At 56.6% G+C, this 21,657-nt stretch carries 24 protein-coding genes; 15 read left to right on the top strand and 9 right to left on the bottom strand.

The window, feature by feature from the left end:
* Window positions 1-59: 59 nt before the first annotated feature.
* Window positions 60-803, bottom strand: coding sequence for an SOS response-associated peptidase (locus tag ACO6TI_RS12975; protein ID WP_422385060.1), 744 nt, complete (start codon window positions 801-803; stop codon window positions 60-62).
* A gap of 133 nt (window positions 804-936) precedes the next feature.
* Here ACO6TI_RS12975 and ACO6TI_RS12970 point away from each other — a divergent pair, with 133 nt between their 5' ends.
* From ACO6TI_RS12970 to ACO6TI_RS12950, 5 genes are all read left to right on the top strand, one after another.
* Complete coding sequence (locus ACO6TI_RS12970; protein WP_104703492.1) at window positions 937-1,449, top strand: hypothetical protein; 513 nt, start codon at window positions 937-939, stop codon at window positions 1,447-1,449.
* A 36-nt stretch (window positions 1,450-1,485) separates the two neighbouring features.
* Window positions 1,486-1,908 (top strand): NUDIX hydrolase, encoded by a 423-nt coding sequence (locus tag ACO6TI_RS12965; protein ID WP_422385059.1) that lies wholly within the window; start codon window positions 1,486-1,488, stop codon window positions 1,906-1,908.
* Between the two features lie 99 nt (window positions 1,909-2,007).
* Window positions 2,008-3,036, top strand: coding sequence for a DUF3179 domain-containing protein (locus ACO6TI_RS12960; RefSeq protein ID WP_422385058.1), 1,029 nt, complete (start codon window positions 2,008-2,010; stop codon window positions 3,034-3,036).
* Between the two features lie 38 nt (window positions 3,037-3,074).
* Entirely contained in the window at window positions 3,075-3,485 is a 411-nt protein-coding gene (locus ACO6TI_RS12955; protein WP_082442722.1) for a TIGR02301 family protein, read from the top strand.
* A 190-nt stretch (window positions 3,486-3,675) separates the two neighbouring features.
* A complete protein-coding gene (locus ACO6TI_RS12950; RefSeq protein ID WP_029063820.1) occupies window positions 3,676-3,948 on the top strand; it encodes a hypothetical protein in 273 nt (90 codons plus the stop codon).
* Window positions 3,949-4,008: 60 nt separating this feature from the next.
* Here the strand turns inward: ACO6TI_RS12950 and ACO6TI_RS12945 are convergent, their stop codons facing one another.
* The gene (locus ACO6TI_RS12945; RefSeq protein ID WP_055111296.1) at window positions 4,009-4,671 is read right to left on the bottom strand and encodes a LysE family translocator; all 663 of its coding nucleotides are present in this window, start codon (window positions 4,669-4,671) and stop codon (window positions 4,009-4,011) included.
* 183 nt (window positions 4,672-4,854) lie between these two features.
* Between ACO6TI_RS12945 and ACO6TI_RS12940 the strand changes: the two genes are divergently transcribed.
* Complete coding sequence (locus ACO6TI_RS12940) at window positions 4,855-5,529, top strand: hypothetical protein (RefSeq protein WP_422385057.1); 675 nt, start codon at window positions 4,855-4,857, stop codon at window positions 5,527-5,529.
* A gap of 36 nt (window positions 5,530-5,565) precedes the next feature.
* Here ACO6TI_RS12940 and ACO6TI_RS12935 read toward each other — a convergent pair whose 3' ends face one another.
* Complete coding sequence (locus tag ACO6TI_RS12935) at window positions 5,566-6,003, bottom strand: cupin domain-containing protein (RefSeq protein ID WP_055111294.1); 438 nt, start codon at window positions 6,001-6,003, stop codon at window positions 5,566-5,568.
* A gap of 144 nt (window positions 6,004-6,147) precedes the next feature.
* Window positions 6,148-7,080, bottom strand: a complete 933-nt coding sequence (locus ACO6TI_RS12930) for a LysR family transcriptional regulator (protein ID WP_281926399.1) — start codon at window positions 7,078-7,080, stop codon at window positions 6,148-6,150.
* A 101-nt stretch (window positions 7,081-7,181) separates the two neighbouring features.
* Here ACO6TI_RS12930 and ACO6TI_RS12925 point away from each other — a divergent pair, with 101 nt between their 5' ends.
* The 4 genes from ACO6TI_RS12925 (at window position 7,182) to ACO6TI_RS12910 (ending at window position 11,290) form a co-directional block, all read left to right on the top strand.
* A complete protein-coding gene (locus tag ACO6TI_RS12925; RefSeq protein WP_055112617.1) occupies window positions 7,182-8,141 on the top strand; it encodes a Bug family tripartite tricarboxylate transporter substrate binding protein in 960 nt (319 codons plus the stop codon).
* Between the two features lie 62 nt (window positions 8,142-8,203).
* Complete coding sequence (locus ACO6TI_RS12920) at window positions 8,204-8,671, top strand: tripartite tricarboxylate transporter TctB family protein (protein WP_108874616.1); 468 nt, start codon at window positions 8,204-8,206, stop codon at window positions 8,669-8,671.
* Between the two features lie 5 nt (window positions 8,672-8,676).
* Window positions 8,677-10,191, top strand: a complete 1,515-nt coding sequence (locus tag ACO6TI_RS12915) for a tripartite tricarboxylate transporter permease (protein WP_055111288.1) — start codon at window positions 8,677-8,679, stop codon at window positions 10,189-10,191.
* Window positions 10,184-11,290 (top strand): lyase family protein, encoded by a 1,107-nt coding sequence (locus ACO6TI_RS12910; protein ID WP_422385056.1) that lies wholly within the window; start codon window positions 10,184-10,186, stop codon window positions 11,288-11,290. Before ACO6TI_RS12915 ends, ACO6TI_RS12910 begins: the two co-directional genes overlap by 8 nt.
* A gap of 61 nt (window positions 11,291-11,351) precedes the next feature.
* Here ACO6TI_RS12910 and ACO6TI_RS12905 read toward each other — a convergent pair whose 3' ends face one another.
* From ACO6TI_RS12905 to ACO6TI_RS12890, 4 genes are all read right to left on the bottom strand, one after another.
* The gene (locus tag ACO6TI_RS12905) at window positions 11,352-12,005 is read right to left on the bottom strand and encodes a class I SAM-dependent methyltransferase (RefSeq protein WP_422385055.1); all 654 of its coding nucleotides are present in this window, start codon (window positions 12,003-12,005) and stop codon (window positions 11,352-11,354) included.
* Window positions 12,006-12,025: 20 nt separating this feature from the next.
* On the bottom strand, window positions 12,026-13,288 hold the full coding sequence (locus tag ACO6TI_RS12900; RefSeq protein WP_422385054.1) for a DUF3419 family protein: 1,263 nt from the start codon (window positions 13,286-13,288) through the stop codon (window positions 12,026-12,028).
* Window positions 13,289-13,443: 155 nt separating this feature from the next.
* Window positions 13,444-14,655 (bottom strand): L,D-transpeptidase, encoded by a 1,212-nt coding sequence (locus tag ACO6TI_RS12895; RefSeq protein ID WP_196877616.1) that lies wholly within the window; start codon window positions 14,653-14,655, stop codon window positions 13,444-13,446.
* Window positions 14,656-14,930: 275 nt separating this feature from the next.
* Entirely contained in the window at window positions 14,931-16,262 is a 1,332-nt protein-coding gene (locus tag ACO6TI_RS12890; RefSeq protein ID WP_422385053.1) for a dihydroorotase, read from the bottom strand.
* Window positions 16,263-16,441: 179 nt separating this feature from the next.
* On the opposite strand from ACO6TI_RS12890, the gene ACO6TI_RS12885 reads away from it, so the two are divergent.
* From ACO6TI_RS12885 to ACO6TI_RS12865, 5 genes are all read left to right on the top strand, one after another.
* The gene (locus ACO6TI_RS12885; RefSeq protein WP_422385052.1) at window positions 16,442-17,320 is read left to right on the top strand and encodes a YgfZ/GcvT domain-containing protein; all 879 of its coding nucleotides are present in this window, start codon (window positions 16,442-16,444) and stop codon (window positions 17,318-17,320) included.
* A 25-nt stretch (window positions 17,321-17,345) separates the two neighbouring features.
* Window positions 17,346-18,008 carry a YfbR-like 5'-deoxynucleotidase gene (locus ACO6TI_RS12880; protein WP_422385051.1) on the top strand — a complete coding sequence of 221 codons (663 nt, stop codon included), beginning with the start codon at window positions 17,346-17,348 and terminating at the stop codon, window positions 18,006-18,008.
* Between the two features lie 55 nt (window positions 18,009-18,063).
* Window positions 18,064-18,570, top strand: coding sequence for a tyrosine phosphatase family protein (locus ACO6TI_RS12875; RefSeq protein WP_055111274.1), 507 nt, complete (start codon window positions 18,064-18,066; stop codon window positions 18,568-18,570).
* 17 nt (window positions 18,571-18,587) lie between these two features.
* Window positions 18,588-19,571 carry an NUDIX hydrolase gene (locus ACO6TI_RS12870; RefSeq protein ID WP_104703503.1) on the top strand — a complete coding sequence of 328 codons (984 nt, stop codon included), beginning with the start codon at window positions 18,588-18,590 and terminating at the stop codon, window positions 19,569-19,571.
* A 326-nt stretch (window positions 19,572-19,897) separates the two neighbouring features.
* Window positions 19,898-21,058, top strand: coding sequence for a cell wall hydrolase (locus ACO6TI_RS12865; RefSeq protein ID WP_209004595.1), 1,161 nt, complete (start codon window positions 19,898-19,900; stop codon window positions 21,056-21,058).
* Between the two features lie 18 nt (window positions 21,059-21,076).
* Here ACO6TI_RS12865 and ACO6TI_RS12860 read toward each other — a convergent pair whose 3' ends face one another.
* Window positions 21,077-21,580: a YqhA family protein gene (locus tag ACO6TI_RS12860; protein ID WP_055112613.1), complete on the bottom strand. Its 504-nt coding sequence runs from the start codon at window positions 21,578-21,580 to the stop codon at window positions 21,077-21,079.
* Between the last annotated feature and the right edge of the window lie 77 nt (window positions 21,581-21,657).

Below are 21,657 nucleotides of genomic sequence, written 5' to 3'. Positions count from 1 at the left end.
GGTTTTCCTCCCCCTACACGGCTGCCATGTCCTTTGCACGGGAAATCTGCCGACGCGGTTCAGAACAGATCCAATTGGCTGTCGTCCTGTCTGGAGCCCGGCTTTGAGCTTTCATTCAACTTGGCCCCGGTCTCGCCGACATCGACAGGGTTCTGGATGTCGGCATCGTCGTTGACAACCTTGTTCACGCGCGTGGAAATCGGGGTGGCGACAAGATAATCGTCATCGATCGGCACAAGCATCTTTTTTGCTTCCCGCGCCTCGACATTTGCCGTGTCGAGCCATGTCTCAAAGGCACCCGGTTTCACGATCACAGGCATGCGGTGATGGATCTCTGACATCATCCGGTTGGACTGGATCGTCAAAATTGCGCCGGTGTCCATATCGCCGCCGTCCGGGTCCGACCAGGTATCCCAAAGCCCGGCAAAGGCCATGACATCGCCATCCGCCGGTCGGATCCAGAATGGCTGTTTGCCTTCGGAGGTCCGCCGCCATTCATAAAATCCGGACGTCGGAATGAGGCAGCGGTGATGGCGCATTGCTGCCCGGAATGAGGGCTTTTCCGCGGCCGTTTCAGCTCTTGCATTGATCAGCAGTGTGAAATCCGACGGATCCTTGACCCAGGAGGGTATCAAACCCCAACGCACAAGGTGAAACCGTCGGCTGCCATGTTCGTATCGAACCGTCGCGATAGGCTGGGTCGGTGCAATGTTGTAGCGCGGCGGAAAATTCGGCCTGTCGGTATAGTCAAAGAAGTCCCTTACCGCATCCGGCGGCGTGGTGAGAGCAAGTCGGCCACACATATTTTATCTCCAGTCCACGTCGAACGCCTGCGGCGATCGTATCGTCGAATTGCCGTCGTGCTGCTGCAAAGTTAGGCAATTGGAAACAAAAAAGAAGTAGCCTGCACACGAAGTCAATAATCAGGGGGCAGGTATGGAATGTTTGGATCCAGTTTTGGGCGCCGGAGATCTGGCTGCCGAACGGCTGGAACAGGCAAACATCAATCCCCAGACGGGACTTGCCACTGATTATCTCAATCATTTCAACGAAGTCATGATGCTCCTTGAAATGCTACCCGACATGCCCGACTGCGCCGAAGATGTTCTGGACTGGGAACCCCTGGGTTATGAAGGTCATTTTGAGAATTCGACTTTCAAGGACAAGCAGCTGGCAATCATGGCCTATTCCGCGGCGCCGGCCTTCCTGAGAGAGCATCTTGAGACACATATAGCGGATATCGACGTGCTGGTCGGTCAGATCCAGGATCAGTTGCGCAATTCCAGCGACGCTGCTTCTGTTGCTGAAGACATCGCTTACAGAGCGACACACGAAATCAAGCCGCTGATCGCCCTTGCAGGTGCCGTCATTCACGGGCACCTTGAACCGGAAGCAACACAGCATGAAGGCGACGGTGCGCAGGCGGAAATCGACGCACTGTTTGCCTGATTATTCTGCCCCGACCCTCTTTTTCAGAAATGCTCCATGTCCCGATTCTATCCAGACGCACCCCGTATCGGCGTAAGTATTCTCTGTCACCGGAATGGTCATGCTCTGTTGATCAAGCGCGGCAAGGATCCCTACAAGGACCACTGGAGCCTTCCCGGAGGCCTTGTGGAGCTTGGGGAAACGCTCGCTCAGGCAGCAGAACGGGAACTTCTGGAAGAAACAGGCGTCAAGGCCAACCTAGGTGAGCCGGTCGAAACCTTCGATTCCATTCAACTGGATGATGATGGCAGGGTTCTTACCCATTTTATCCTCACTGTTTTTTGCGGCCCGTTCCATTCAGGCGTCTCGGTTGCAGGAGATGACGCAGCCGCAATCGACTGGGTCCATCCGGATGAACTCGACGCGCGCAAGATGACACCAGACACACCGGAGCGTATTCGCCGCCACCTGCACCGGTAGCGCAAAGGTGAGTGCCTTCACGGAGGTTTGCAGATCCGTGATTCCCAATTCCGCGGGGTTTGGATGAGCATGACTGCACGCTAAAGTCCGGAGGCTCTCATGCGCTTTTATTCCGTGCAACTTTCATGTCTGGCCCCGTGCATCGCTCTGGCCATGATCGTGGTCTGCATCCTGGCACCTTCCGCAAAGGCCAGCCCGGATCAGTGGCGCCGAGCCGGATTTTCGACGGATTTCACCAAAACGAGCATCGACCTGAACTCGATCTTTTCCGGTGGTCCACCGAAAGACGGTATTCCCTCAATCGACAAACCGGCATTTCAGCCTGCAAGCAGCGTCGACTGGCTTCAGGACCGGGAGCCCGTGATCCTTCTCGAGCTGGATGATGCCGTCAAAGCCTACCCGCTTCAGATCCTGATCTGGCATGAGATCGTCAACGACCGGATCGGCGAGACTCCGGTATCGGTGACCTATTGCCCACTGTGCAATTCGTCCATCGTCTTTGACCGGCGCTTTGACGGCGACGTCCTCGATTTCGGAACGACTGGCCTTTTGAGAAACTCCGACCTTGTCATGTATGACCGACAGACCGAAACCTGGTGGCAGCAATTTACCGGTGAGGGCATCGTCGGCACCCATGCCGGGCGCGACCTGAAAATGATCCCGTCCCGGGTCGTCGCCTTCGAGGCAGTCCGCAAGACACACCCTCAAGCCGCGGTTCTTGCCCGTCCGTCGCCGCCTCGGCGCAACTACGGGTCCAATCCTTATGTCGGATACGACAGCCGATCGGCGCCATATCCCCTCTATCGGGGAGACCTTCCAGACAACATCAACCCCATGGCACGGGTCGTGGTCGTTCGTGATGGTAACCAGATTTTTGCCGCCACACTCGATCACGTCAGAACGGCAGGCCCGATCTCCATATCGGAAAACGTGCGGTTACGCTGGAGTGGAGAACAGGCTTCCATTCTGGACCAGCGCGAAACCGGTAGTGGCCGATCAATCGGGTCCGTCGAAGCGGTCAAGACAGAAAACGATCGGGAAGTACCCCTCGTCCATGACGTGACATTCGCATTCGTTGCTAATGCCTTCCACCCGGACATTGCAATTCTTGGGATCACTTCACCGTAGCGCTTGAAGTACCCCTTGCCCGCGCGCATGATCCCCGCATGAGGAAAAAACGCGTAGCTGATTTCATTTGCCGGGCGATCATTTTTGCAATGCTGGCACTTTCCCTACCGGTTCAGGTTGTGTCCGCTCAGCAAGCCGGGATCGATGCACCGCCCTATGAACAGCAGCTGATGCGCCTTTCGGAAATATTCGGCGCGCTCCATTTTCTGCGCCCGTTATGCAAAGAAAACGACGACCCGAGCTGGCGCGACCGGATGGAAGATTTTCTGGACGCCGAAACCATCGACGAGAATCGGCGACGCAGATTCATTGAACGGTTTAACCAGGGATATCGTGGATTCTCAGTCGCTTACAGGGACTGCACAGACGCGGCCCGTATCGCAATGGCACAATACCTCAACGAGGGTGAGACCATCATCAGCGACGTAACCAGCCGGTACGGCAGATAAACCGGGGCAAAATCTTCAAAACGTTACGAGTTGGTTAACCTTTTGAATCAAATTTGTGGGTGGCCGTTAAGTTTGCGTTCACGGTTACTTATCAGCGCGGATCACCGTGCTAGGATCAGGTTATGAGATTCGGGACAGGGACACGTTGGAGTTGTCTCCAAGCGTTCGGGACAGACCGGTAAGGGAACGAATGATAAACGACGATTATGCTGAGGCAGCAATGGACGCCGAATTTGCCGAGGACGAAGACATCAGACGCGCTGCGCTCGGCTTTATTTCGGATGCCTGGGCGGAAGCCATCGCAAACGGCGTGGATGCCGACGCGGTTGCACACGCCGCAATGTTTACCGCACTTGCTGATCTCGTTGCGGCCTATGGTGAAGATGCCGTGGCGAAACTTGCCGAAGGATTGCCGGACCGCATCCTTCAGGGCGACTACACGGTGAACCGGGTTCTCCAGTAATCCTGATCCGACGAATACACAAGGCCGGCTTGTCCGGCCTTTTTCATTTCGTGTACTGGATCAATGTCCCCAGATACCGGCTGCGTGACCGAGCCTGTCCAGAGCCAGGTTCAGGTAAATCAATCCGCCGAAAACAATCAGTACAAATCCGGCGATGTGGTTGGCCCGACCCAGCCAGCGATCGTCAATCCTTGACTTGAAATGCGAGACCGTTGCCGAGACGAACAGCCACCATGACGTTGCACCACCGGCCACGCCGGCGACCATCAGCAGTGACCCGAAATGATCGTCATGCGCCGGTCGATAGTCTCCCAAAACACCAAAAATGGCTGCAAACGCAAAAATTGTTCCCGGGTTTGTAATCGCCATGAAAAAGGCCGCGGCGGCATCTCCCAGATAGCTGTATTCGCGTCCGTTGCCGTCTTTTTCAATATGCGGATGGGTGTTCCAGATCCTGATGCCAAATACGATCAGCAGCGCGCCCCCAACAATCTCGATTAGCCCAAACCGGGAATCAACGAAATTGGTAACCGCCGACACACCGAATATGGCCGCAGATGCGAAAATCGTGTCTGCCACCACTGCGCCGAGCCCGACAAAAACCCCGTGGCTGAAACCGTTTTTGACTGCGTGCTGAATTGCCATGACATTGACAGGGCCAACAGGTGCTGTCGTGAGAATCCCGACAAGAAAGCCGATCAGCACATATTCCAAGACTGTCACAGCCGGTCCTTTTCACTAGGCCCTGGTTTTCGAATGGAAGCCCCTGCCGGGTCGCGCACGACGCGGGACGCCGAAAACACGCGCAGGAAAATACCCTCAGCCAGTTTCCACCGTGCCACGAATTGTTTAAGGAATGTCCCTGCGGGGCAAAGCGCAACAAATCAAAATTCACAGGAGTTCGCCATGGAACGGGTAATTTGGGTGGCGGTTCTGGTATTCTGCTTTTTTCCAACTGCCGGCATCGGCAAGAGTGTCACGACGGACACCATACCGGTCAGTCCGGAAAGCAATTCGCAAACAGCCCCGATACCGGTGGATCAACTCGGCGTTCCACAAAGCGAGCTATCGCGTGAACCGGATCAAACCAAGGCGGAAACTTCGACAGATCTCACACCGCCACAGGTTCTCTACAACACATCTGTCCTGCCAAAACCGGTCGCGCGCATGCACTCGCAGTTGAGACAAGCAGCTCTTGAGGGGGACATGAACCGGTTGCAAATGGTCCTGGAGAGCAACGAATTGCCGCCGACACTTTCCTTCGGTGACATCGGTGATCCGATCGACTTCCTGAAGGAAAGTTCGGGCGACGGCGAGGGTTTTGAGATCCTGGCGATCCTCGCCGATACACTCGAGGCCGGCTTCATTCACGTCGATGCCGGAACACCGCAGGAAATGTACATCTGGCCGTATTTTGCCCGCTTCCCGCTATCAAGCCTGACGCCGGACCAGAAGGTGGAAATGTACCGGATCATTACAGCCGGTGATTTTGCGGAAATGGAAGAATTCGGGGCCTGGACATTTTATCGCGTCGGCATCGGTCCGGACGGAACCCTGCACTATTTCGTGGCCGGGGACTGACCCAGGCACCAACCCGGCAACCATGAAGCCTTCTCGCTAGCCGACTATTTCCAGCCCCTCTTCAGCGCAAACCCTTGCAACCCATGCCATGTCAAGCTCCGGTTCGGGAGAGGGCCACTCACGCGACCCCGGCTCCAGCTTGGTGCCACAAATCCTGAATACGTTTTCATGAATGGAGCCCGGCACATTGAGGATCAGCATTTCCGCTTCCTGATCCGTCGCATTGCGAAACGCATGAACTTCGCCCCGCGGAACCTTCACAAACTGGCCTGGCCCGGCGGTTATGATCTCATCACCGACAGAAAACTCGATTTGGCCCTTTTGGATAAAAAATGATTCCTGATCATTCATGTGACGATTGGGTGGCGCACCGGCGCCGCTTGAAAGAATAGCGCTGCACAGGAAATATCCGTCTTCGGCACTGGACGAGTGAAAGTCCATGATCATTCCCATGAGATAATAGGTTTCAGACATAACTCCTCCTGTAACAACCTCCCGGAAACTTCAAACTATTCCGACAAACTAAAATGTTAGCAATTTTACCTTGAGTAAATTCGTAGATATATCATGCATTGTCTTTGAATACTATTTTCAAGAATTTTGGAAACCGAATTCAAATCATTTCCCTTCATCTGGTCCTGCGACCAGAAGAGTTGGGCTCCTTGCCGCCAATTGTTCCGAGAGTGCGCGCAGGATGTCCTCCAGTTGAAGAAGAGCTGCGGATTTCTCCTGGCCTGCAGGATAAAGCAGCCCGAAAGTCATCCATCGTTCCGGAACAACCGGCACAAGGGCGAGACGGTCAAGGGACACCTGCGCGGCAACAAGTTCGTCTGCGATCGTGATGCCATATCCTTCAGCCACCAGTGAGCAGGCCAGCTGAGATGCTGCTACTTCACAACTCTGTTGAGGTGTTATGCCGGCTGACCGGAAGAAATCGTCCAGTTGATCGCGCAAAAGCAAGCCGTGCATGAGACGTATCACCGTGTCGTTGCGAAGATCGGCAGCGGTGAGGCTCTGCCGATCTGCCAATTTGTGTGTGCTGGGAAGAACGGCCTGGGCACGTACGCGGATCAGCGCTTTCGTCCGGATCCCCGGATGATCCACCGGAAGGGCGCCAATACCGATATCGTATTCGCGCCCGGCGAGCCATTTTCCGGCGTCGCGCCGCGCACGAACATCCAGACTTACATTTGTCTCGGGGTTCTCGGACATGAAGCGTGCCACTGCGACAGCTGTCAGGGATTGCGCCACGCGCGGCATCGTGACGACCCGCAAGGTTTCGGTTCTGCCGGCCCGGATCTCCGCGGCGATACGCGGCACTTCGTCGAGGTTGTCCAGGATGCGCCCGGCCTCGCGGTAAAACGCCATCCCCTCCCGGGTCGGCGTCAGGTTTCGGCCGCTGCGGTCAAACAACGGCAGTCGCAATTCAGCTTCCAGTCCGGATATGAGCCGGCTAATCGCCGGCTGACTGAGATGCAGGATCTCGGATGCGGCTGTCAAAGATCCTTCCGAAAGCGTGGCGCGAAAGGCCCTTAGCGCTTTGATGTTCATCGGGTCTTACTTTCAAAATTTGCAAGAGTAGATAACATATTTGCATTTTTCGCAATTGAGAACATGGCGTAATGTCCGACTATCGAGTTCGGGAGGAAAAAATGAAACGCAGAACGTTCCTTGGCGCTGTTGGTGCGGCGCTTGCAATTGCCGTCACTTCAGGTGCAAGTCTTGCGGCCGACTGGCCCAAACGTCCCATAAATCTCGTGGTGCCCTACAAGGCAGGCGGGGGAACGGATGCCTATGCCCGCGCGATCTCCAAGGCCGCGGAAGGCATACTGGACGTACCCGTCGTGGTGGTGAACAAGCCAGGGTCTGCAGGACTGAACGGGGCCAATTCGGCCGTCGGCGCACGCCCGGACGGTTACACGATGATGATGACCTCCGGCGGATCGTTCCTGCTGTCCACGCTAACGCTCGACACCGACATCGACGCGCTTGAGAGTTTTCAGTTCGTGGCTCAGGTCGGTCAGTTGCAGACATCGCTCATGGTGCCGACCGGCAGTCCGTTTCAATCCGTTCAGGATGTAATTGACGCAGCCAAGGCGGATCCGGGTTCACTTCGCTGGGCTCATTCCGGGCGTGGTGGATTTCATCATGTCGGTGGGCTTGGTTTTCTTGCCAGCAACGGCATCGATGCGCAAGACGTCCCGTTCAAGGGCGGCGGTCCGACCCGTGCGGCCCTGATCGGCGAACAGGCGGATTTCGGGTTTCTCGGTGTCCAGCAGCTTGCAGGGTTTGAGGATCAGCTGCGGGCCCTGGCGGTCAACAGCCAGGATCGCGATGCCGTCATGAAGGACGTGCCATCCTTCGGCGAACTGGGTATTCCGTTCGCCGCGGTTTCTTCCCCTGTCATTGTCTTTGCGCCGAAGGACACACCTGCCGAGATTGTTTCGGCCATGGAGACTGCGCTTGAACAGATCGCGTCAAAGCCGGAATTCGCAGAATTGCTTGCGCCTCGGGGTACGGGTCCGGTTTACCAGAAAGGTGTCGATGCGAAGGCAACCTTGAGTGCCATGAAAAACGACGCCCGGCCACTGGTCGAGAGCCTGAGCAACTGAACTGTCAATGACGGGCTGTCTCTTCAGTCCGTCACTCCTCCAACGGAATTCGGGAGACTGTCATGCGCGCCTATTCCGAAGGCCTGGTTCTGGCTGTGGTTGCCCTTGTCGGGCTCTGGGGAGCCTGGCAGGTACCCGCAGCATCGACTGGTGACACCTGGGCGGGAATTGTTCCGTTTTCTGCAAGTCTGGCTTTGCTCGGCCTAGCGTCGTTCATGCTCGGCAGCACGGCATTTGCCGGTGCGCCCAAGCCGGGAGAAGACGAGAAACAACCGTTTCCCGGGGATGTCATAGGGCTCTTTGTGATTGCCCTGCTTTACCAGCAATCGATCCGATGGTTCGGCTACGTTCTACCAACGGCCCTTGCGGCACCGGTCGTTCTTTTCCTGTTCGGAATTCGCAGCCGGGTCGGTCTGGCCGTGTCGGTCATCCTGTGCCCGCTCATCTTCCACATTCTGTTTTTTGAGCTGCTCGGCGTGTTTCCGCCCTATGGCGAAGTGTTCGATCTGCTCGACTGGATCAAAGGGTAAACCCGATGGAAATCTTTCCTGCTCTCCTGTCCGTCGTGACCGATCCGACCCTTCTCGCGGCGATCCTGCTGGCGGCCGTCGTCGGGATGATCGTGGGCGCAACGCCCGGACTGACAGCATCAGCGGCAATCGCGATGCTGTTGCCGATCACCTTCTACATGTCGCCGCTCTTCGCACTGGCTTTTCTTTACGTCATCGGCAAGTCCGGCCGTTACGGCGGTTCGATTGCCGCCATCCTTTTCAATACGCCGGGAACGGCGGCAAGCGCCGCAACCCAGATCGATGGCTACCCTCTTGCCAGGGCCGGAAAGGCCGGAAAGGCCATGAAGGTCGCAACGATTTCATCGGTCATCGGCGATTTCATGGGTGACATCCTGCTTGTTGCAGGGGTCGGTTTCATCGCAGCTATCGCGCTCAAGCTCGGGCCGCCGGAAACCTTTGCAATCTATTTTGCAGCCTTTGTGGTCATTGGATCCGTCATCGGAAAATCCATCGTCAAGGGACTTGCATCCGCCCTTCTCGGCGTTTTGGTCGCGATGGTCGGTCTGGACCCGATCTCCAGCGAAGAGCGTTACACCTTCGGTTCCTTCGAACTCTCCAACGGCATTGGCCTGGTGCCTCTCATGATCGGCGTTTTTGTCCTCGGTGAGGTATTCTCACAGATGGAAGAACGGCGAAAATCAGCTGGCAGAATCGATGACAACCAGACAGCGGCCGATGATGACAGCCTCACCTGGGAAGAATACAAGCCATGCCTGCCGCATGCATTCAGAGGCGGTCTGATCGGCGCCGGGATAGGTGTGCTGCCTGGACTGGGTTCGGCAATCGCCGCCTTCATCTCTTATGGCGAAGGCAAACGACGCGCAACAAATCCGCAGCAATGGGGCAAGGGTGCCCTGGAGGGCGTTGCAGCGCCGGAGGCAGCCAACAATGCCGTTTCCGGTCCGTCCATGGCTCCGCTGCTCACCCTGGGTATTCCCGGTTCAACGATTGGCGCAATTCTTCTGGGTGTCTTTCTCATCCACGGCATCCAGGTCGGACCAACGCTTTTTCTGACGGACAAGGAGCTGGTCTATCGTTTGTTTGCATGTGGCATGCTCGGCATCGCGGCATATGGCGTCATCGGGTACTTCGGTGCAACACAGGTCGCCCGGCTAATTTTGAAAATCCCGACCAACGTTCTTTATCCGATCATTTTCCTGACAAGTTTTGTCGCGGCCTACTCCGCGCGCGCGTCCATGTTCGACGTTACAGTTATGACAGTTGCCGGGTTTGTCGGCTGGCTGATGCGCAGACATGACTTCAACATTGCCGCATTCGTGATTTCGTTCGTCCTTGCCAAGGGTGCGGAAGAAACTTTCCGCCAGTCTCTTCTGATGTCGGACAGCGGCCTCCTGATCTTTTTCGAGAGACCGATTGCGCTTGCTTTCCTGTTGATCGGATGTGCCGCTATCGCATTCCGCATCCGGTCCATCGTCAAGGAGCGCAGGATCGCTGACGGAGAGCTCGGCGATGCTTGATTTTCCCCTTTACCGGGACTGTTTTTCGAGCCCCGAAATGCGCGCTGCCTGGTCGGAGGACGCAACCATCGATTGCTGGCTCAGGGTCGAGCAGACACTGGCAAGACATCAGGCCGCACATGGTTTGATACCTGAGAGCGTTGCAACGGCACTGGCAGGCCTGTCTCTTGCCGATATTGACCGGCACCAACTTCGTGAAGACATGATGCTGGTCGGCCGGCCGATCGTAGGTCTTGTGAGGCAACTGCGCGAAAGCCTGGGAGACGCTCAGGGCCATGTTCACCATCACGCCACAACCCAGGACATCATGGACACCGCCCTGGCACTTCAGATGCGCGATGGACTTCGGCAGATCTCCACTCTTCTTGACGGCATCCTCGCTGGCATCGATGCGCATATCAACGACCATGGAATGCAGCAGATGATCGGCCGGACCAACGGTCAACATGCCGTGCCGCTGAACCTTGCCACCAAACTCGAAGTCTGGAAATCGGAGCTGCGCAGAAGGGCAATTTGCATTGAACAAGCCGGACAACGGGGATTGAATGTGCAGATCGGTGGTCCGGTCGGAGACCTTCAAGCCTACGAGAGTGGAACAGGCAAAGCGATCAAAGCTGGAATTGCCGAAGATCTCGGACTGCATGTTGTCGAGCCACACTGGCAAAATGCCCGGGACGGGATCGCCGACATTGTGGGTGCGATCGGAACCCTTTGCGGCACACTTTGCAAGATCGCGCAAAACGTCAACCTGCTGTCTTCTTCCGATATTGCCGAGTTTGCGGAAAACCCGTCACCCGGCAAGGGGGCTTCGTCTGCCATGGGTCACAAACGCAACCAACGCGCATCGGAATTCGCTGAAGCTGTGGCGAGGCTCGGACGCCAGCGCGCCGAACAGATCGGGGAACTCACTCTTCACCAACACGAACGCTCCGGTGGGACCTGGATCGGTGAATGGGTCGTCGTCCCCGAGACTTTCCTGTTGGCGTCCGGTGCTCTTTCCTGGACTGAGAAGCTTTTCCAGATCCTGTCGATAAACAAAGGTGCGATGGAGCGGAATCTTGCAAACGCGATGCAAAAGGTGCGCGAGCAGGCGCATTGACGGCTTTCCCATTGCCGCTCGCCGGGAGGAGTTTATCTTTGCAGCCGTAAAAGGATCGGCATCATCTTTTGAGCAATTCCGCATAGTCCGAATAACCGCGGTAAAGACTGCGGAATTCAAGCCGGCACGCTGACTTTGCTGCGACCAGTTCAAGCTCTTCTCTCAAATCAGCCCGAGGTGTGACGTGAAACGACTTCAACCACCTAAACAGGATTTTGCCGAACCAGGCTGGAAGCCCGCTTTGCTGACCGAAATCGACCACAAGGATGCGGCCACCCGTGTTCAGGCGAGATGCCCCGGCTGAAAGCGCTTCCCGCCAGACCGGGATCATCGAGAGCGTGTAGGAATAGAACACCCGGTCGAACGACGCTACGCCCAGGGCGTCAGTTGCTGCCGGGTTGGCGGCATCTCCTTCGATCAGCCTGATCCGGCTGCCCAGTCCCGCTCTTGCGATATTTCTTTCAGCCGTTTCCAGCATTTGCGCTGAAATATCCAGACCATAGAAATTCGCGTCGGGATAGATTCTTGCAGCCGCGATCAGATTTCGCCCGGTGCCGCATCCCAACTCGAGAACATCACCGCCGCTTGGCGGCAGCAGTTCCCTGATCAGATGATCGCGACCCAGCAGATAGTATTTTCGCGTGAGATCGTAGACATGGCGCTGATGGCGATAGACCGCGTCCATCAATCTAGCCGTTTCGACAGCTTCACTCATCCGGCAATCCGTTCCGCGCACTATCCGTTGAACACGTAAAGATGGAAGCCACCATAGATGGAGGAGCGATCCTGCCGGCCGAGTTCCAGGCTCTCGCCTTCCTCGTAACGCCATTGATCGAGGATGTCGTCCGCAACACGGCCCGGAAGCAGTGTCGGTTCGGCGGCGGTCCGGAAAATGACCCTTGCGCCAGGCCGCGCTGTCCGGGTGATTTCCGCCCAAAGAGAATTCAGCTGAAAATCCGTCATCCAGTCCTGGGCATCAAGGAGCACGTAGGCGTCGAGACTGTCGCCGGAGACGGATTGAAGATGTTCGGTAAAATTCCGGTTCAGGACCCGTACCCGGTTCGCTCGAGCACGTATCTCCTCGAAATGCGCGCGTTTCAGATAAGGTGGCAACGGGCCCGATTTCCCGGTCGACTCCCCTGCCTGGGGTGCATAGCCGCGGCCAAATGCCTGCCAGGCAAAATAGTTGTCTTTCATGGAGAAATCGCATGCCAGCTTTTCCAGCCGGTCGCGCAGAACAGCAGACATGTCACCATCAGCGTTCGCGGAAACAAGCGCATCATACTGTGCAGGAGGGATCCCAAGACCATAAAGAGACATTTTCTTCGAGGTCGCCCAACGCACCAGACGCTTGTCGAAAAGTGGCGCCAGGGCGGTATCGAAGAAGGTACGCTGTTCTTCCAGGGAGCGGGCTTTCACCATGTGCTTCGGATTGATCCCGTAAAGGCGTGCAATGAGATGGCCCGCTCCAATGCAATATCCAAGCAGGCCATGATGATAGAGATCGCGCGAGAACAGTGAGATGCGCCTGCGGCCCCAGTTGGCCAGGTCGCGCCCTTCCCAGTAGGCTATGGTGTCCGGATCGAGATTGTCTTTCAAAAACCGGTTATACGCAGCAACATTCGCCTTCTCGTCAGCCTCGCCGAAGAACCTGTAGAATGTCTCATAGTTCGGAAAGTGCCTGGCTGCTGCAAGCTTCAAACGGCCAAGAGCCACATGGGCCCGGTTCAGATCGACGGCGGTGATTTCCGCGGGATTGGCAGTCAGATAGGACATCACATTGCAGCCACCCGATGCGATCGTGATCATCCGGCATTGTGGCGTCAGCTGAAGCGCCTTCATGTCGACGTCCGGATCTTCCCAGATCTGCGGGTAAACCAGCCCCTTGAAGGCAAAGGTGAAGAGACGCTCCAAAATGCCTTCGCGGGAAGTAACCTCAGAGCGGTGTACCGCATTGTCGAGACGTTTCTTTGAAGCTGTGAGCGTGCTCTGCGCCATTGGTTTCTCCCGAGTCACCGCATCGATGAATTGCCTTCCGATACGTGACTGACACGACAGTTTGGTGACGATCCGGGTGAAATGTGCGCTTATCCGGACAATAAAAAACCCCGCAAAAGCGGGGGTAATTTCCAAGTCCAACGGAAAGTCCGGGTTCAGCGGGTGATCACCACGAAGTCGGTTCCCAGACCGGTGTTGCGCTTGAAGCTCCGGTCCGTGATCGTCAGCGAGGTGCCCGGTGTCAGCATCTTGGCAAGCTCCGTGGCAACCTTTTTCGGAATTTCGATCCGGTTCAGCAACTCGTCCGATTGACCGCCACGTTCTCCTTCGGCAGAGACCGCAATCCATTCGACGGAGTTGCCACCCCTTTCAAAGTCGAGAGCGGTGTAAACATGTGTGCCGATTTCCTGGTCGATATTCTTGACGGAGACCGGGGCCGAATAGATATCCGAAAACTTGCGGCGAACACGAAGGATCGCGTTCTGCGGCTTTTCGTAACCTGCCTCCATATGGATACGTGCGACGAGTGCATCCGTGATGCGTCCGGTAACCGGCAGGTCGGCACCTTCCTGATAGAGGCGGATTGCTGCACGGGTCTTGCGGCCGACAACTCCGTCAACCGGACCGGCGTTGTAGCCCATCTGGTTCAGCAGGCGCTGCAACACCCTTCTCTTGCTCGGAAGTTTCTGAGGCGTGATGATCATCCGCAGCGGACGATCAAAATATGGATTTTCCGGCTGTGCGACCGGCAGCGAAGCCTGCAGGTTCGCAGGGCGGATCGCACCGCGCAAGGCAGGATCCGAGGCGATGGTTTGCCCGGAAAGACTTGCCACTTCAGTTGCCGGCACATAGGGCTGTGGCAACACGCCGTGACGAACGGACACAGGCTCCGCGTGATCACGCGTCACAACAACATGCATGCCGCGCTCTGTCATGGAATAGAGCGACTTTGCGAAGGAACGGGGCAGTCGGATACAGCCATGCGAGGCGGGATAACCCGGAAGCCGCCCTACATGGAGCGCGATTCCAGACCAGGTCAGGCGCTGCATGAAAGGCATCGGCGCATTGTCATAGAGATTTGAGAAGTGCTTGCGGCGCTTTTCCAAAATCGAAAACACACCAGTCGGCGTGCTGTGCCCTCGCTTGCCGGACGAAATCGGCGACACTTCGATCAGGTCCAATCCACGGTAGACCTTGATCTTCTGCTCTTTGATGGAAACCAGCATATGGAGCGGCGTTTCATCCGGCTGCTCCCTGCCCGCGTCAGCAGTCGTATCACGTGCGACTGACGCAGAAATGGTGCTGACTGAAAAGACTGCGGCAGTGAAGAGAAGGCCCAACCTGCCAGTACGCATTACTTGAAACATTTTTGACGACATCCCTGAGCTCTCCAACGAAAAACCCTTAAAGCTCGCAGAAAACTCTATTCAAAACTTTTTTAGATCGGGTTAGGAAACACGGTTACCCATTGGTTTCCTTCGCCCATTGGCAATTTGACCCTGGCAGTTTAGCCAGCTTCCAGCTGTTATTCACATCACAAATTGTACGGATGGTTTTCAAAACTGCGCGTGATCCGGTCCATCTTGGCGGAAAGAGCCCCGAATTTCGCGGTATTTTCAATCAGTGTCGCCGAAAAGGAACCCTACTTCCTAATCCCGTCCTGAAAAACGACGGCTTCCCCCCTGGACGGTACCGACAATTCACCTTCCCACATCACGCGCTCGCCGCGAACCATCGTGCCGACAGGCCAACCGGTGACCTCCTTGCCGTCATAGGGCGTCCAGCCGCATTTGGATGCGATCCAGTCATTCCCGATGGTTTCCGTGCGCTTGAGGTCGACCACCGTGAAGTCGGCGTCGTAGCCGACCGCGATCCGCCCCTTGCGTGCCGTCTGAAAGAGGCGTGCCGGACCCGCGCTTGTCATGTCGACAAACCTCGCCAGGCTCAGGCGACCCTTGCTGACGTGATCCAGCATGATCGGAACGAGCGTCTGCACACCCGTCATCCCCGACGGCGAAGCCGGATAGGTTTTCTGTTTTTCTTCCAATAGATGGGGGGCGTGGTCTGACCCGAAAATATCCAGAACACCTTGCTTCAATGCCCACCAAAGCCGCTCGGAATGACGTGGTGCGCGTACAGGCGGGTTCATTTGCACCAGCGTTCCGAGACGGTGATAGGCCTCGTCCGTCAGGGTCAGATGGTGCGGCGTCACCTCGATCGATGCCACATCCTTGTGATCGATCAGGTAGTCGACTTCTTCTGCAGTGGAAAGATGCAGAATATGGATCTTTGCACCGGTTTCACGAGCAATACCAACAAGACGCTGCGTACATTGAAGGGCAGCAATCTCGTCGCGCCAGATCGGGTGCGAACTCGGATCCCCCTCGACCCGCTCTCCCTGACGCTCGCGCAGGCGGAACTCGTCTTCGGAGTGAAATGCTGCTCGGCGGCGGGTCACCGACAGGATATCCCTTACACCGTCGTCATCTTCCACCAGCAGATCACCCGTGGAGGAACCCATGAACACCTTGATGCCGGCAGCGGCAGGCAGACGTTCCAGATCCGGTATGTCCTTTACGTTCTCCCGGGTCCCACCAACCCAGAAGGCGAAATCACAATGCATTCGGTGGTGCCCACGCCTGACCTTGTCGGCCAATGCTTCCTCGTTCGTCGTCAAGGGATTGGTATTGGGCATTTCGAACACTGCCGTCACGCCGCCCATGACTGCGGCGCGGGATCCCGATTCAAGGTCTTCCTTGTGGTCCAGCCCCGGTTCGCGGAAATGCACCTGAGTATCCATTACCCCCGGAAGGACATGCAATCCCGTGCAGTCGATCACATCGCCGGACTGCGAAGCATCGAAGGATCCGATCCCGGCAATCCGTCCATTTCTGATACCGACATCGCGAATGCCCTCACCGTCCTGATTGACGACCGTGCCACCTTTCAGGATCAGGTCATAGGTCTCGCTCATCGGGTTTCCTCCGTCGGTGAATTCGTCTGCGGTGTGTCGTCTAATCGGGCTTATACGCGCGCGCTGTCAAAAGGACCAGATCCGGTTTGCGTAATCCCGCCCTTGCCGCGCTCCGTCAAAACACTTATTTCGCCGAAGAGACCATAGCTTCATTCACGTAACCCTATCAGGAGCGCGCCGTGCCGTCCGCCAAGATAACCCACCTGACCGACCGTGCCCTAATCCGGGTTGCCGGTGACGACGCACATCATTTCCTGCAAAACCTCGTGACGGCCGATATCGAGAAAACTGACGAGAACGGCGCCTGTGCAGGTGCCTTGCTAACACCTCAGGGCAAAATCCTTTTCGATTTTCTGATTTACAAGACAGCAGACGGCTACCTGCTGGATGCACCTCTTGAGACGGCACCCGACCTGTTGAAACGCCTGACGTTCTACAGACTTCGTGCCAAGGTCGATCTGGAATACATGGATGAAGATCTCGGCGTGATTGCCGTCTGGAATGGAACAGCTGTATTTGAAACTGCGTTGCTGGCGGTGACAGACCCGCGAGTACCAGCGCTCGGAGAACGTGTTGTCGGTAAGGTCGGGTCCCTGCTGGCGGAAAATACTGCCGAAGCCGCCAGCCTGGAGGACTACGATTTTCACCGAATCGCCCTTGGTGTTCCCGAAGGGCTCAAGGATTTCGATTATTCCGATATCTTTCCGCATGATGCGGACCTTGACCAACTCGGTGGCGTTTCCTTCAGCAAGGGTTGTTATGTCGGGCAGGAAGTCGTCTCGCGCGTCCACCACAGGGGGACATCCCGCAAGCGGTTTGTGCTGGTAGAAAGCTCGGACAAGCTGCCGGAAAAGGGAACACCCGTCACCTCCGGTGGCAAATCGATCGGTGAACTGGGTTCGAGCACAGGTCAGATCGGTCTTGCGCTGGTTCGTCTTGACAAGGCGGCGCAAGCCAAGGACAACGGCACCCCACTTCAATGCGGTGACGCGAAGGTGCAGGTCAGGATCCCAGATTGGGCATCCTTTTCCTGGCCAGAACAGAGCACCGCAAACTGAAACCGCCATTCGCACCCAAGGACCGATGCCCACAGCCCGTCCCGATCAGCCTCCCCGCGCCTGGCAGCGCATGTTGTCCGGTCGACGCCTCAACCTGCTCGACCCCTCACCGCTGGATGTCGAAATTTCAGATATTGCTCACGGGCTTGCCCGTGTGGCGCGCTGGAATGGCCAAACCAACGGTGACCATGCCTTTTCGGTGGCCGAGCACTGTCTGGTCGTCGAGGACATCGCGCTGAAGCTGAAACCCGACCTACCGCCTCACTGGCGTCAGGCCGTCCTGCTTCACGATGCCCCGGAATACGTGATCGGTGACATGATATCGCCGTTCAAGGCGGTTATCGGCGAAGCCTACAAGGCGGTGGAGACACGCCTTCAGGCGGCAATTCATCTTCGTTTCGGCCTGCCGGCCGAAATTCCGCAAACCGTCAAGAAGCTGGCAAAACGCGCCGACATTATCTCCGCTTATTTCGAAGCCGTGGAACTTGCCGGATTTGATGAGGAGGAAGCCGCCAGGATCTTCGGGCGTCCCAGGGCTTTTGCACTCGGGAAGGACAACCGTCTGCAGTATGGGCTGGAGCCTTTGCCGGTGGCACAGGCTCAAGAGAAGTTCCTGGAACGGTTTCATGAAATAGAAAAACTGCGCGAAGCTGGGAACAAACCGAGTGGCGAGCGCGCAAACGCGTGACCTGAAGGGCGAATAACCCTACCTTAAAGGCAGAAACAAATAACCCGGTTCTGCCATGCTGCACGTGTGCTCACTATCAAAACTGAACGAAACAGTCGCCGAAACAGGCGCGAGGTCCGTCGTCACCCTTATCAATGCGGAGATGGACGTACCAACGCCCGCAGGGGTCTCCCCGGACCGTCACCTCTTCCTGGCTTTCAATGATATCGTTGAACAGGTCGCCCTGCTGACACCACCGAACGAACAGCATGTTGAAGATCTGCTCGCCTTTGTCAGGGAATGGGACAGGAAAGCCCCCATGGTCATCCATTGCTGGGCCGGAATCAGCCGCTCGACAGCCGGCGCCTATGTGGCTGCGTGTGCCCTCAACTCCGAAGCGGACGAATACAGGTTGGCGTCGGCGCTGCGCGAAACGTCACCTTCCGCAACGCCGAACGCACGCATTATCGCCATGGCGGACAAGTTGCTCGGACGGGATGGCCGCATGATTGATGCCATTCGGGGTATCGGCCGAGGTGCCAATGCATTCGAAGGCACTCCATTCATAATGCCGATCGACTAGACCGACCGGGGAGCTTCATGCCACACAGGCACGCCAGTATTGAGATCGGTTTGAACGCGGTCATCGTTTCGGTTTCGGACGGAACGCCTCAGATTGTGCACGTCAACGACGAGAAGGAGGCGGACCTCGACAGCCTGCCCTTCGGCCCCTTTGACCCCATCCATCACCGGACATTCGAAATCGGCCTCAGAAGCTGGGTGGAAAACCAGACTGCGCTCAGCCTGGGATATGTCGAGCAACTCTATACCTTCGGGGACCGTGGTCGCCACAGGGTCACCGGAGACGAGGGACCCCATGTGGTCTCTGTCGGCTATCTGGCGCTCACCCGCCAAACGGCAGGCTCCGAAAACACGCTTGCACGGCACAATTCGGCCTGGCGCTCATGGTACGACTATTTTCCCTGGGAAGACTGGCGCAGCGGGCGGCCCTTCCTTCTGGACAGGGACATTCTTCCTGCCCTTGAAACCTGGGCGAGCGAGCCGCCGATGGAGGGCGAACCCCCGAGACCGCTCGCGCGTCAGGAACGTGTTCGTCTGGCCTTTGGCACGGATGCCACGCACTGGGACGAGGAAAGGGCACTGGAGCGTTTCGAATTGCTTTACGAAGCAGGCCTGCTTCGCGAAGCCAAGCGGGACGGCCGTCCGGCTGCGCTCGCAAGAGACACCCTGCCCTTTCTGGGTGTGTCCATGCGTTTCGACCACAGGCGGGTACTGGCGACAGCCATTTCCCGTTTGCGCGGGAAACTGAAATACCGGCCGGTAATCTTCGAACTGATGCCTGAAGTGTTCACGCTGACGGAACTGCAGACTTCCGTGGAAGCAATATCGGGCCGTCACCTTCACAAGCAGAACTTTCGAAGATTGGTCGAAAACGCCGATCTTGTAGAGCCAACCGGTGCCACGTCGACTGCCACGGGTGGACGTCCGGCAGCGCTATTCAGGTTCCGCCATCAACTCATGAGCGAGCGTCCGGCGCCGGGTCTGAGGGTCGGCGGGCGTTAGACTTTTATTAAGAATATCCTCCAGTAACCGACCTGTGAGGTATCGTTAAAACTTTGTTGCGTTAACCATAATTCCCCGTGCGCTAGAAAAAAATCCGCGAATACCGGTCAAATCCTCTCGCATTAACGCTCTTTCAAGGTTAAGCGGACATTCTCAATTCCGGCGTTGTTGTTCACACAACGTTAGCGCTGATCGTCCGGCTTCCGGGACGGTGTGCAACGAGTTGGAGTTGGCTGCGTATGTTTGGCCCTTTATCCCGCCACGGAAAGCGGTTTTTTTCTGCAGTTTCACAGAACAAGAGCTCGGCTCGCACACGCTTGCGCCGAATGAAAATCGCTCTGGCGACAAGCCCCGTGCTGTTTTTCATGCTTGGCGGCTCCATCGGCGAGCAGGACATATTCGCACTGATCAACGCAAGGAAAGACCAGTCACCGCGCTGGATGATGGCGCTTGAACCGGCAAATTTCGCCACGAGGGTCGCTCCAAAGCTCGCACTTGGCACTCCGGCAATTCCCGACTACACGAGTGCTCCGATCCTGACGCTGACCTCGGCTGAGCGAGGTGTCGAAGCCCGCCCGCTTTATGGCCTTGAGGACGTCTTTGCAAGCGCTCGACCGACAACCGTACCCGACACGATCCTGACCAACACATCGGCAAAAGGCGACCGCCTCATCACCATTGCTCCGGACCGGCACATGGTCGACGGGGCGTCAGGCAATGTTTACGCCATGTCCAGCATGATCTCCACCGAGAAGAAGCATGAAGATCTGCCGCGTGTTGCCTTCGTCAAGCCTCAACCGCTCGATTCAAAGGAAACCACACGTCTCGCGGAGGCGGGCAAGAACGGTCTTCTTGAAGGTGGTCCGCTCGACCTGCAGAAGGTGATGATGGCGCGAAATGCGGCAGCAGCGAGTTTTTCACTCGTATCCGCCTATGCACCCGAAAGCGTCAAGGAAACGAAGGAGCCTTTCGACGCTCTTTTCGGTGCGGTGAAATACGAACAGGAACTGCCGCCCCCTGAAGATCCGGACAATCCGCACTGGTGGGCGCAAAAGCCACTGCCACTTTCCGTCGGCACGAAGAAGGAACAACGTTGTCTGGCCGAAGCCATCTATTTCGAAGCACGCGGCGAAAGCGAAGAAGGCCAGGTTGCCGTCGCGCAGGTGGTTCTCAATCGGGTGAAGAACCCGTCTTATCCGAAGTCAATCTGCGGTGTCGTCTACCAGAACAAGCACAAGCGCAATCGCTGCCAGTTCTCCTTTGCCTGCGACGGCATCAAGGACCGGATTTCCAGCAAGGATGCCTGGAAGACGGCGAAACGTCTCGCCAGAGACGTTCTGGACGGAAAACAGTATCTGAAGATGGTCGATGCCTCGACGCACTACCACGCAACCTACGTCAATCCGCGTTGGGCCAAATCGATGGCCAAGCGTGGCCAGGTCGGATTACACATCTTTTACAAGACCTATGCAGGCGGCTGGAACTGATCAGGATTTCCTGACGGTTCAATCGCTGGTCCTGAAAACATTTGTGACCACATAGGTCGCCAGCAGGATCAGGTGGAACCCGAACAGCGCGGCGACCTGCAACGCATTGACTTGCGAAAACTCCAAAAGTTCGCTGAGAACATGGATCGACGAGATGATGACGATCGTCGACACGATCCGATGCTTCATCCGTCGATAAGCCCTTTCGCTTTCCTTGATGAACCCTTCGCCGTGGGCAGAAGATTTCAGACGGAAGGTGTTGTAGGTGTTGTTGGCCACCATCACCACCAGATTGGCGATGAAAACCATGTCCAGCAGGTTGAGGATCAGCAGGATCGTCTTCTTGCGGTCCAGAAACTCGTAGGTGGCGACCGCGTCGTAGATATCAACGAAAAACGTAATCAGAAAAAGGACCATGCCGACCGAAAGGCCGATCAGCATCGGAATCTGCGCCAATCGGGTCAGCCGATGCGCCACGTCGAATTCATCCGACTTTCCAGCGTCTGGATTCTGATCGCTCATTACGGTGTCCCAATGCTCCCTTTCCAGAATGTTTGAGCCGACGCTAAGGCAAAAACCGATCGGAAGGAACCACTTGC

Origin of the sequence: Roseibium album (assembly GCF_965233825.1) — a bacterium.
Classification (GTDB): Bacteria; Pseudomonadota; Alphaproteobacteria; order Rhizobiales; family Stappiaceae; genus Roseibium; species Roseibium album.
The sequence above is the reverse complement of the archived record's forward strand: the minus strand, read 5'-3'. Positions and strand labels throughout refer to the sequence as shown.

What these genes read in the sequence shown, in the direction of transcription:
- ACO6TI_RS12975 (WP_422385060.1), bottom strand. Translation starts at nt 803, where the DNA reads ATGTGTGGCCGACTTGCTCTCACCACGCCGCCGGATGCGGTAAGGGAC.
- ACO6TI_RS12970 (WP_104703492.1), top strand. Translation starts at nt 937, where the DNA reads ATGGAATGTTTGGATCCAGTTTTGGGCGCCGGAGATCTGGCTGCCGAA.
- ACO6TI_RS12965 (WP_422385059.1), top strand. Translation starts at nt 1,486, where the DNA reads ATGTCCCGATTCTATCCAGACGCACCCCGTATCGGCGTAAGTATTCTC.
- ACO6TI_RS12960 (WP_422385058.1), top strand. Translation starts at nt 2,008, where the DNA reads ATGCGCTTTTATTCCGTGCAACTTTCATGTCTGGCCCCGTGCATCGCT.
- ACO6TI_RS12955 (WP_082442722.1), top strand. Translation starts at nt 3,075, where the DNA reads ATGAGGAAAAAACGCGTAGCTGATTTCATTTGCCGGGCGATCATTTTT.
- ACO6TI_RS12950 (WP_029063820.1), top strand. Translation starts at nt 3,676, where the DNA reads ATGATAAACGACGATTATGCTGAGGCAGCAATGGACGCCGAATTTGCC.
- ACO6TI_RS12940 (WP_422385057.1), top strand. Translation starts at nt 4,855, where the DNA reads ATGGAACGGGTAATTTGGGTGGCGGTTCTGGTATTCTGCTTTTTTCCA.
- ACO6TI_RS12935 (WP_055111294.1), bottom strand. Translation starts at nt 6,003, where the DNA reads ATGTCTGAAACCTATTATCTCATGGGAATGATCATGGACTTTCACTCG.
- ACO6TI_RS12930 (WP_281926399.1), bottom strand. Translation starts at nt 7,080, where the DNA reads ATGAACATCAAAGCGCTAAGGGCCTTTCGCGCCACGCTTTCGGAAGGA.
- ACO6TI_RS12925 (WP_055112617.1), top strand. Translation starts at nt 7,182, where the DNA reads ATGAAACGCAGAACGTTCCTTGGCGCTGTTGGTGCGGCGCTTGCAATT.
- ACO6TI_RS12920 (WP_108874616.1), top strand. Translation starts at nt 8,204, where the DNA reads ATGCGCGCCTATTCCGAAGGCCTGGTTCTGGCTGTGGTTGCCCTTGTC.
- ACO6TI_RS12915 (WP_055111288.1), top strand. Translation starts at nt 8,677, where the DNA reads ATGGAAATCTTTCCTGCTCTCCTGTCCGTCGTGACCGATCCGACCCTT.
- ACO6TI_RS12910 (WP_422385056.1), top strand. Translation starts at nt 10,184, where the DNA reads ATGCTTGATTTTCCCCTTTACCGGGACTGTTTTTCGAGCCCCGAAATG.
- ACO6TI_RS12905 (WP_422385055.1), bottom strand. Translation starts at nt 12,005, where the DNA reads ATGAGTGAAGCTGTCGAAACGGCTAGATTGATGGACGCGGTCTATCGC.
- ACO6TI_RS12900 (WP_422385054.1), bottom strand. Translation starts at nt 13,288, where the DNA reads ATGGCGCAGAGCACGCTCACAGCTTCAAAGAAACGTCTCGACAATGCG.
- ACO6TI_RS12895 (WP_196877616.1), bottom strand. Translation starts at nt 14,655, where the DNA reads ATGTTTCAAGTAATGCGTACTGGCAGGTTGGGCCTTCTCTTCACTGCC.
- ACO6TI_RS12890 (WP_422385053.1), bottom strand. Translation starts at nt 16,262, where the DNA reads ATGAGCGAGACCTATGACCTGATCCTGAAAGGTGGCACGGTCGTCAAT.
- ACO6TI_RS12880 (WP_422385051.1), top strand. Translation starts at nt 17,346, where the DNA reads ATGCCCACAGCCCGTCCCGATCAGCCTCCCCGCGCCTGGCAGCGCATG.
- ACO6TI_RS12875 (WP_055111274.1), top strand. Translation starts at nt 18,064, where the DNA reads ATGCTGCACGTGTGCTCACTATCAAAACTGAACGAAACAGTCGCCGAA.
- ACO6TI_RS12870 (WP_104703503.1), top strand. Translation starts at nt 18,588, where the DNA reads ATGCCACACAGGCACGCCAGTATTGAGATCGGTTTGAACGCGGTCATC.
- ACO6TI_RS12865 (WP_209004595.1), top strand. Translation starts at nt 19,898, where the DNA reads ATGAAAATCGCTCTGGCGACAAGCCCCGTGCTGTTTTTCATGCTTGGC.
- ACO6TI_RS12860 (WP_055112613.1), bottom strand. Translation starts at nt 21,580, where the DNA reads ATGAGCGATCAGAATCCAGACGCTGGAAAGTCGGATGAATTCGACGTG.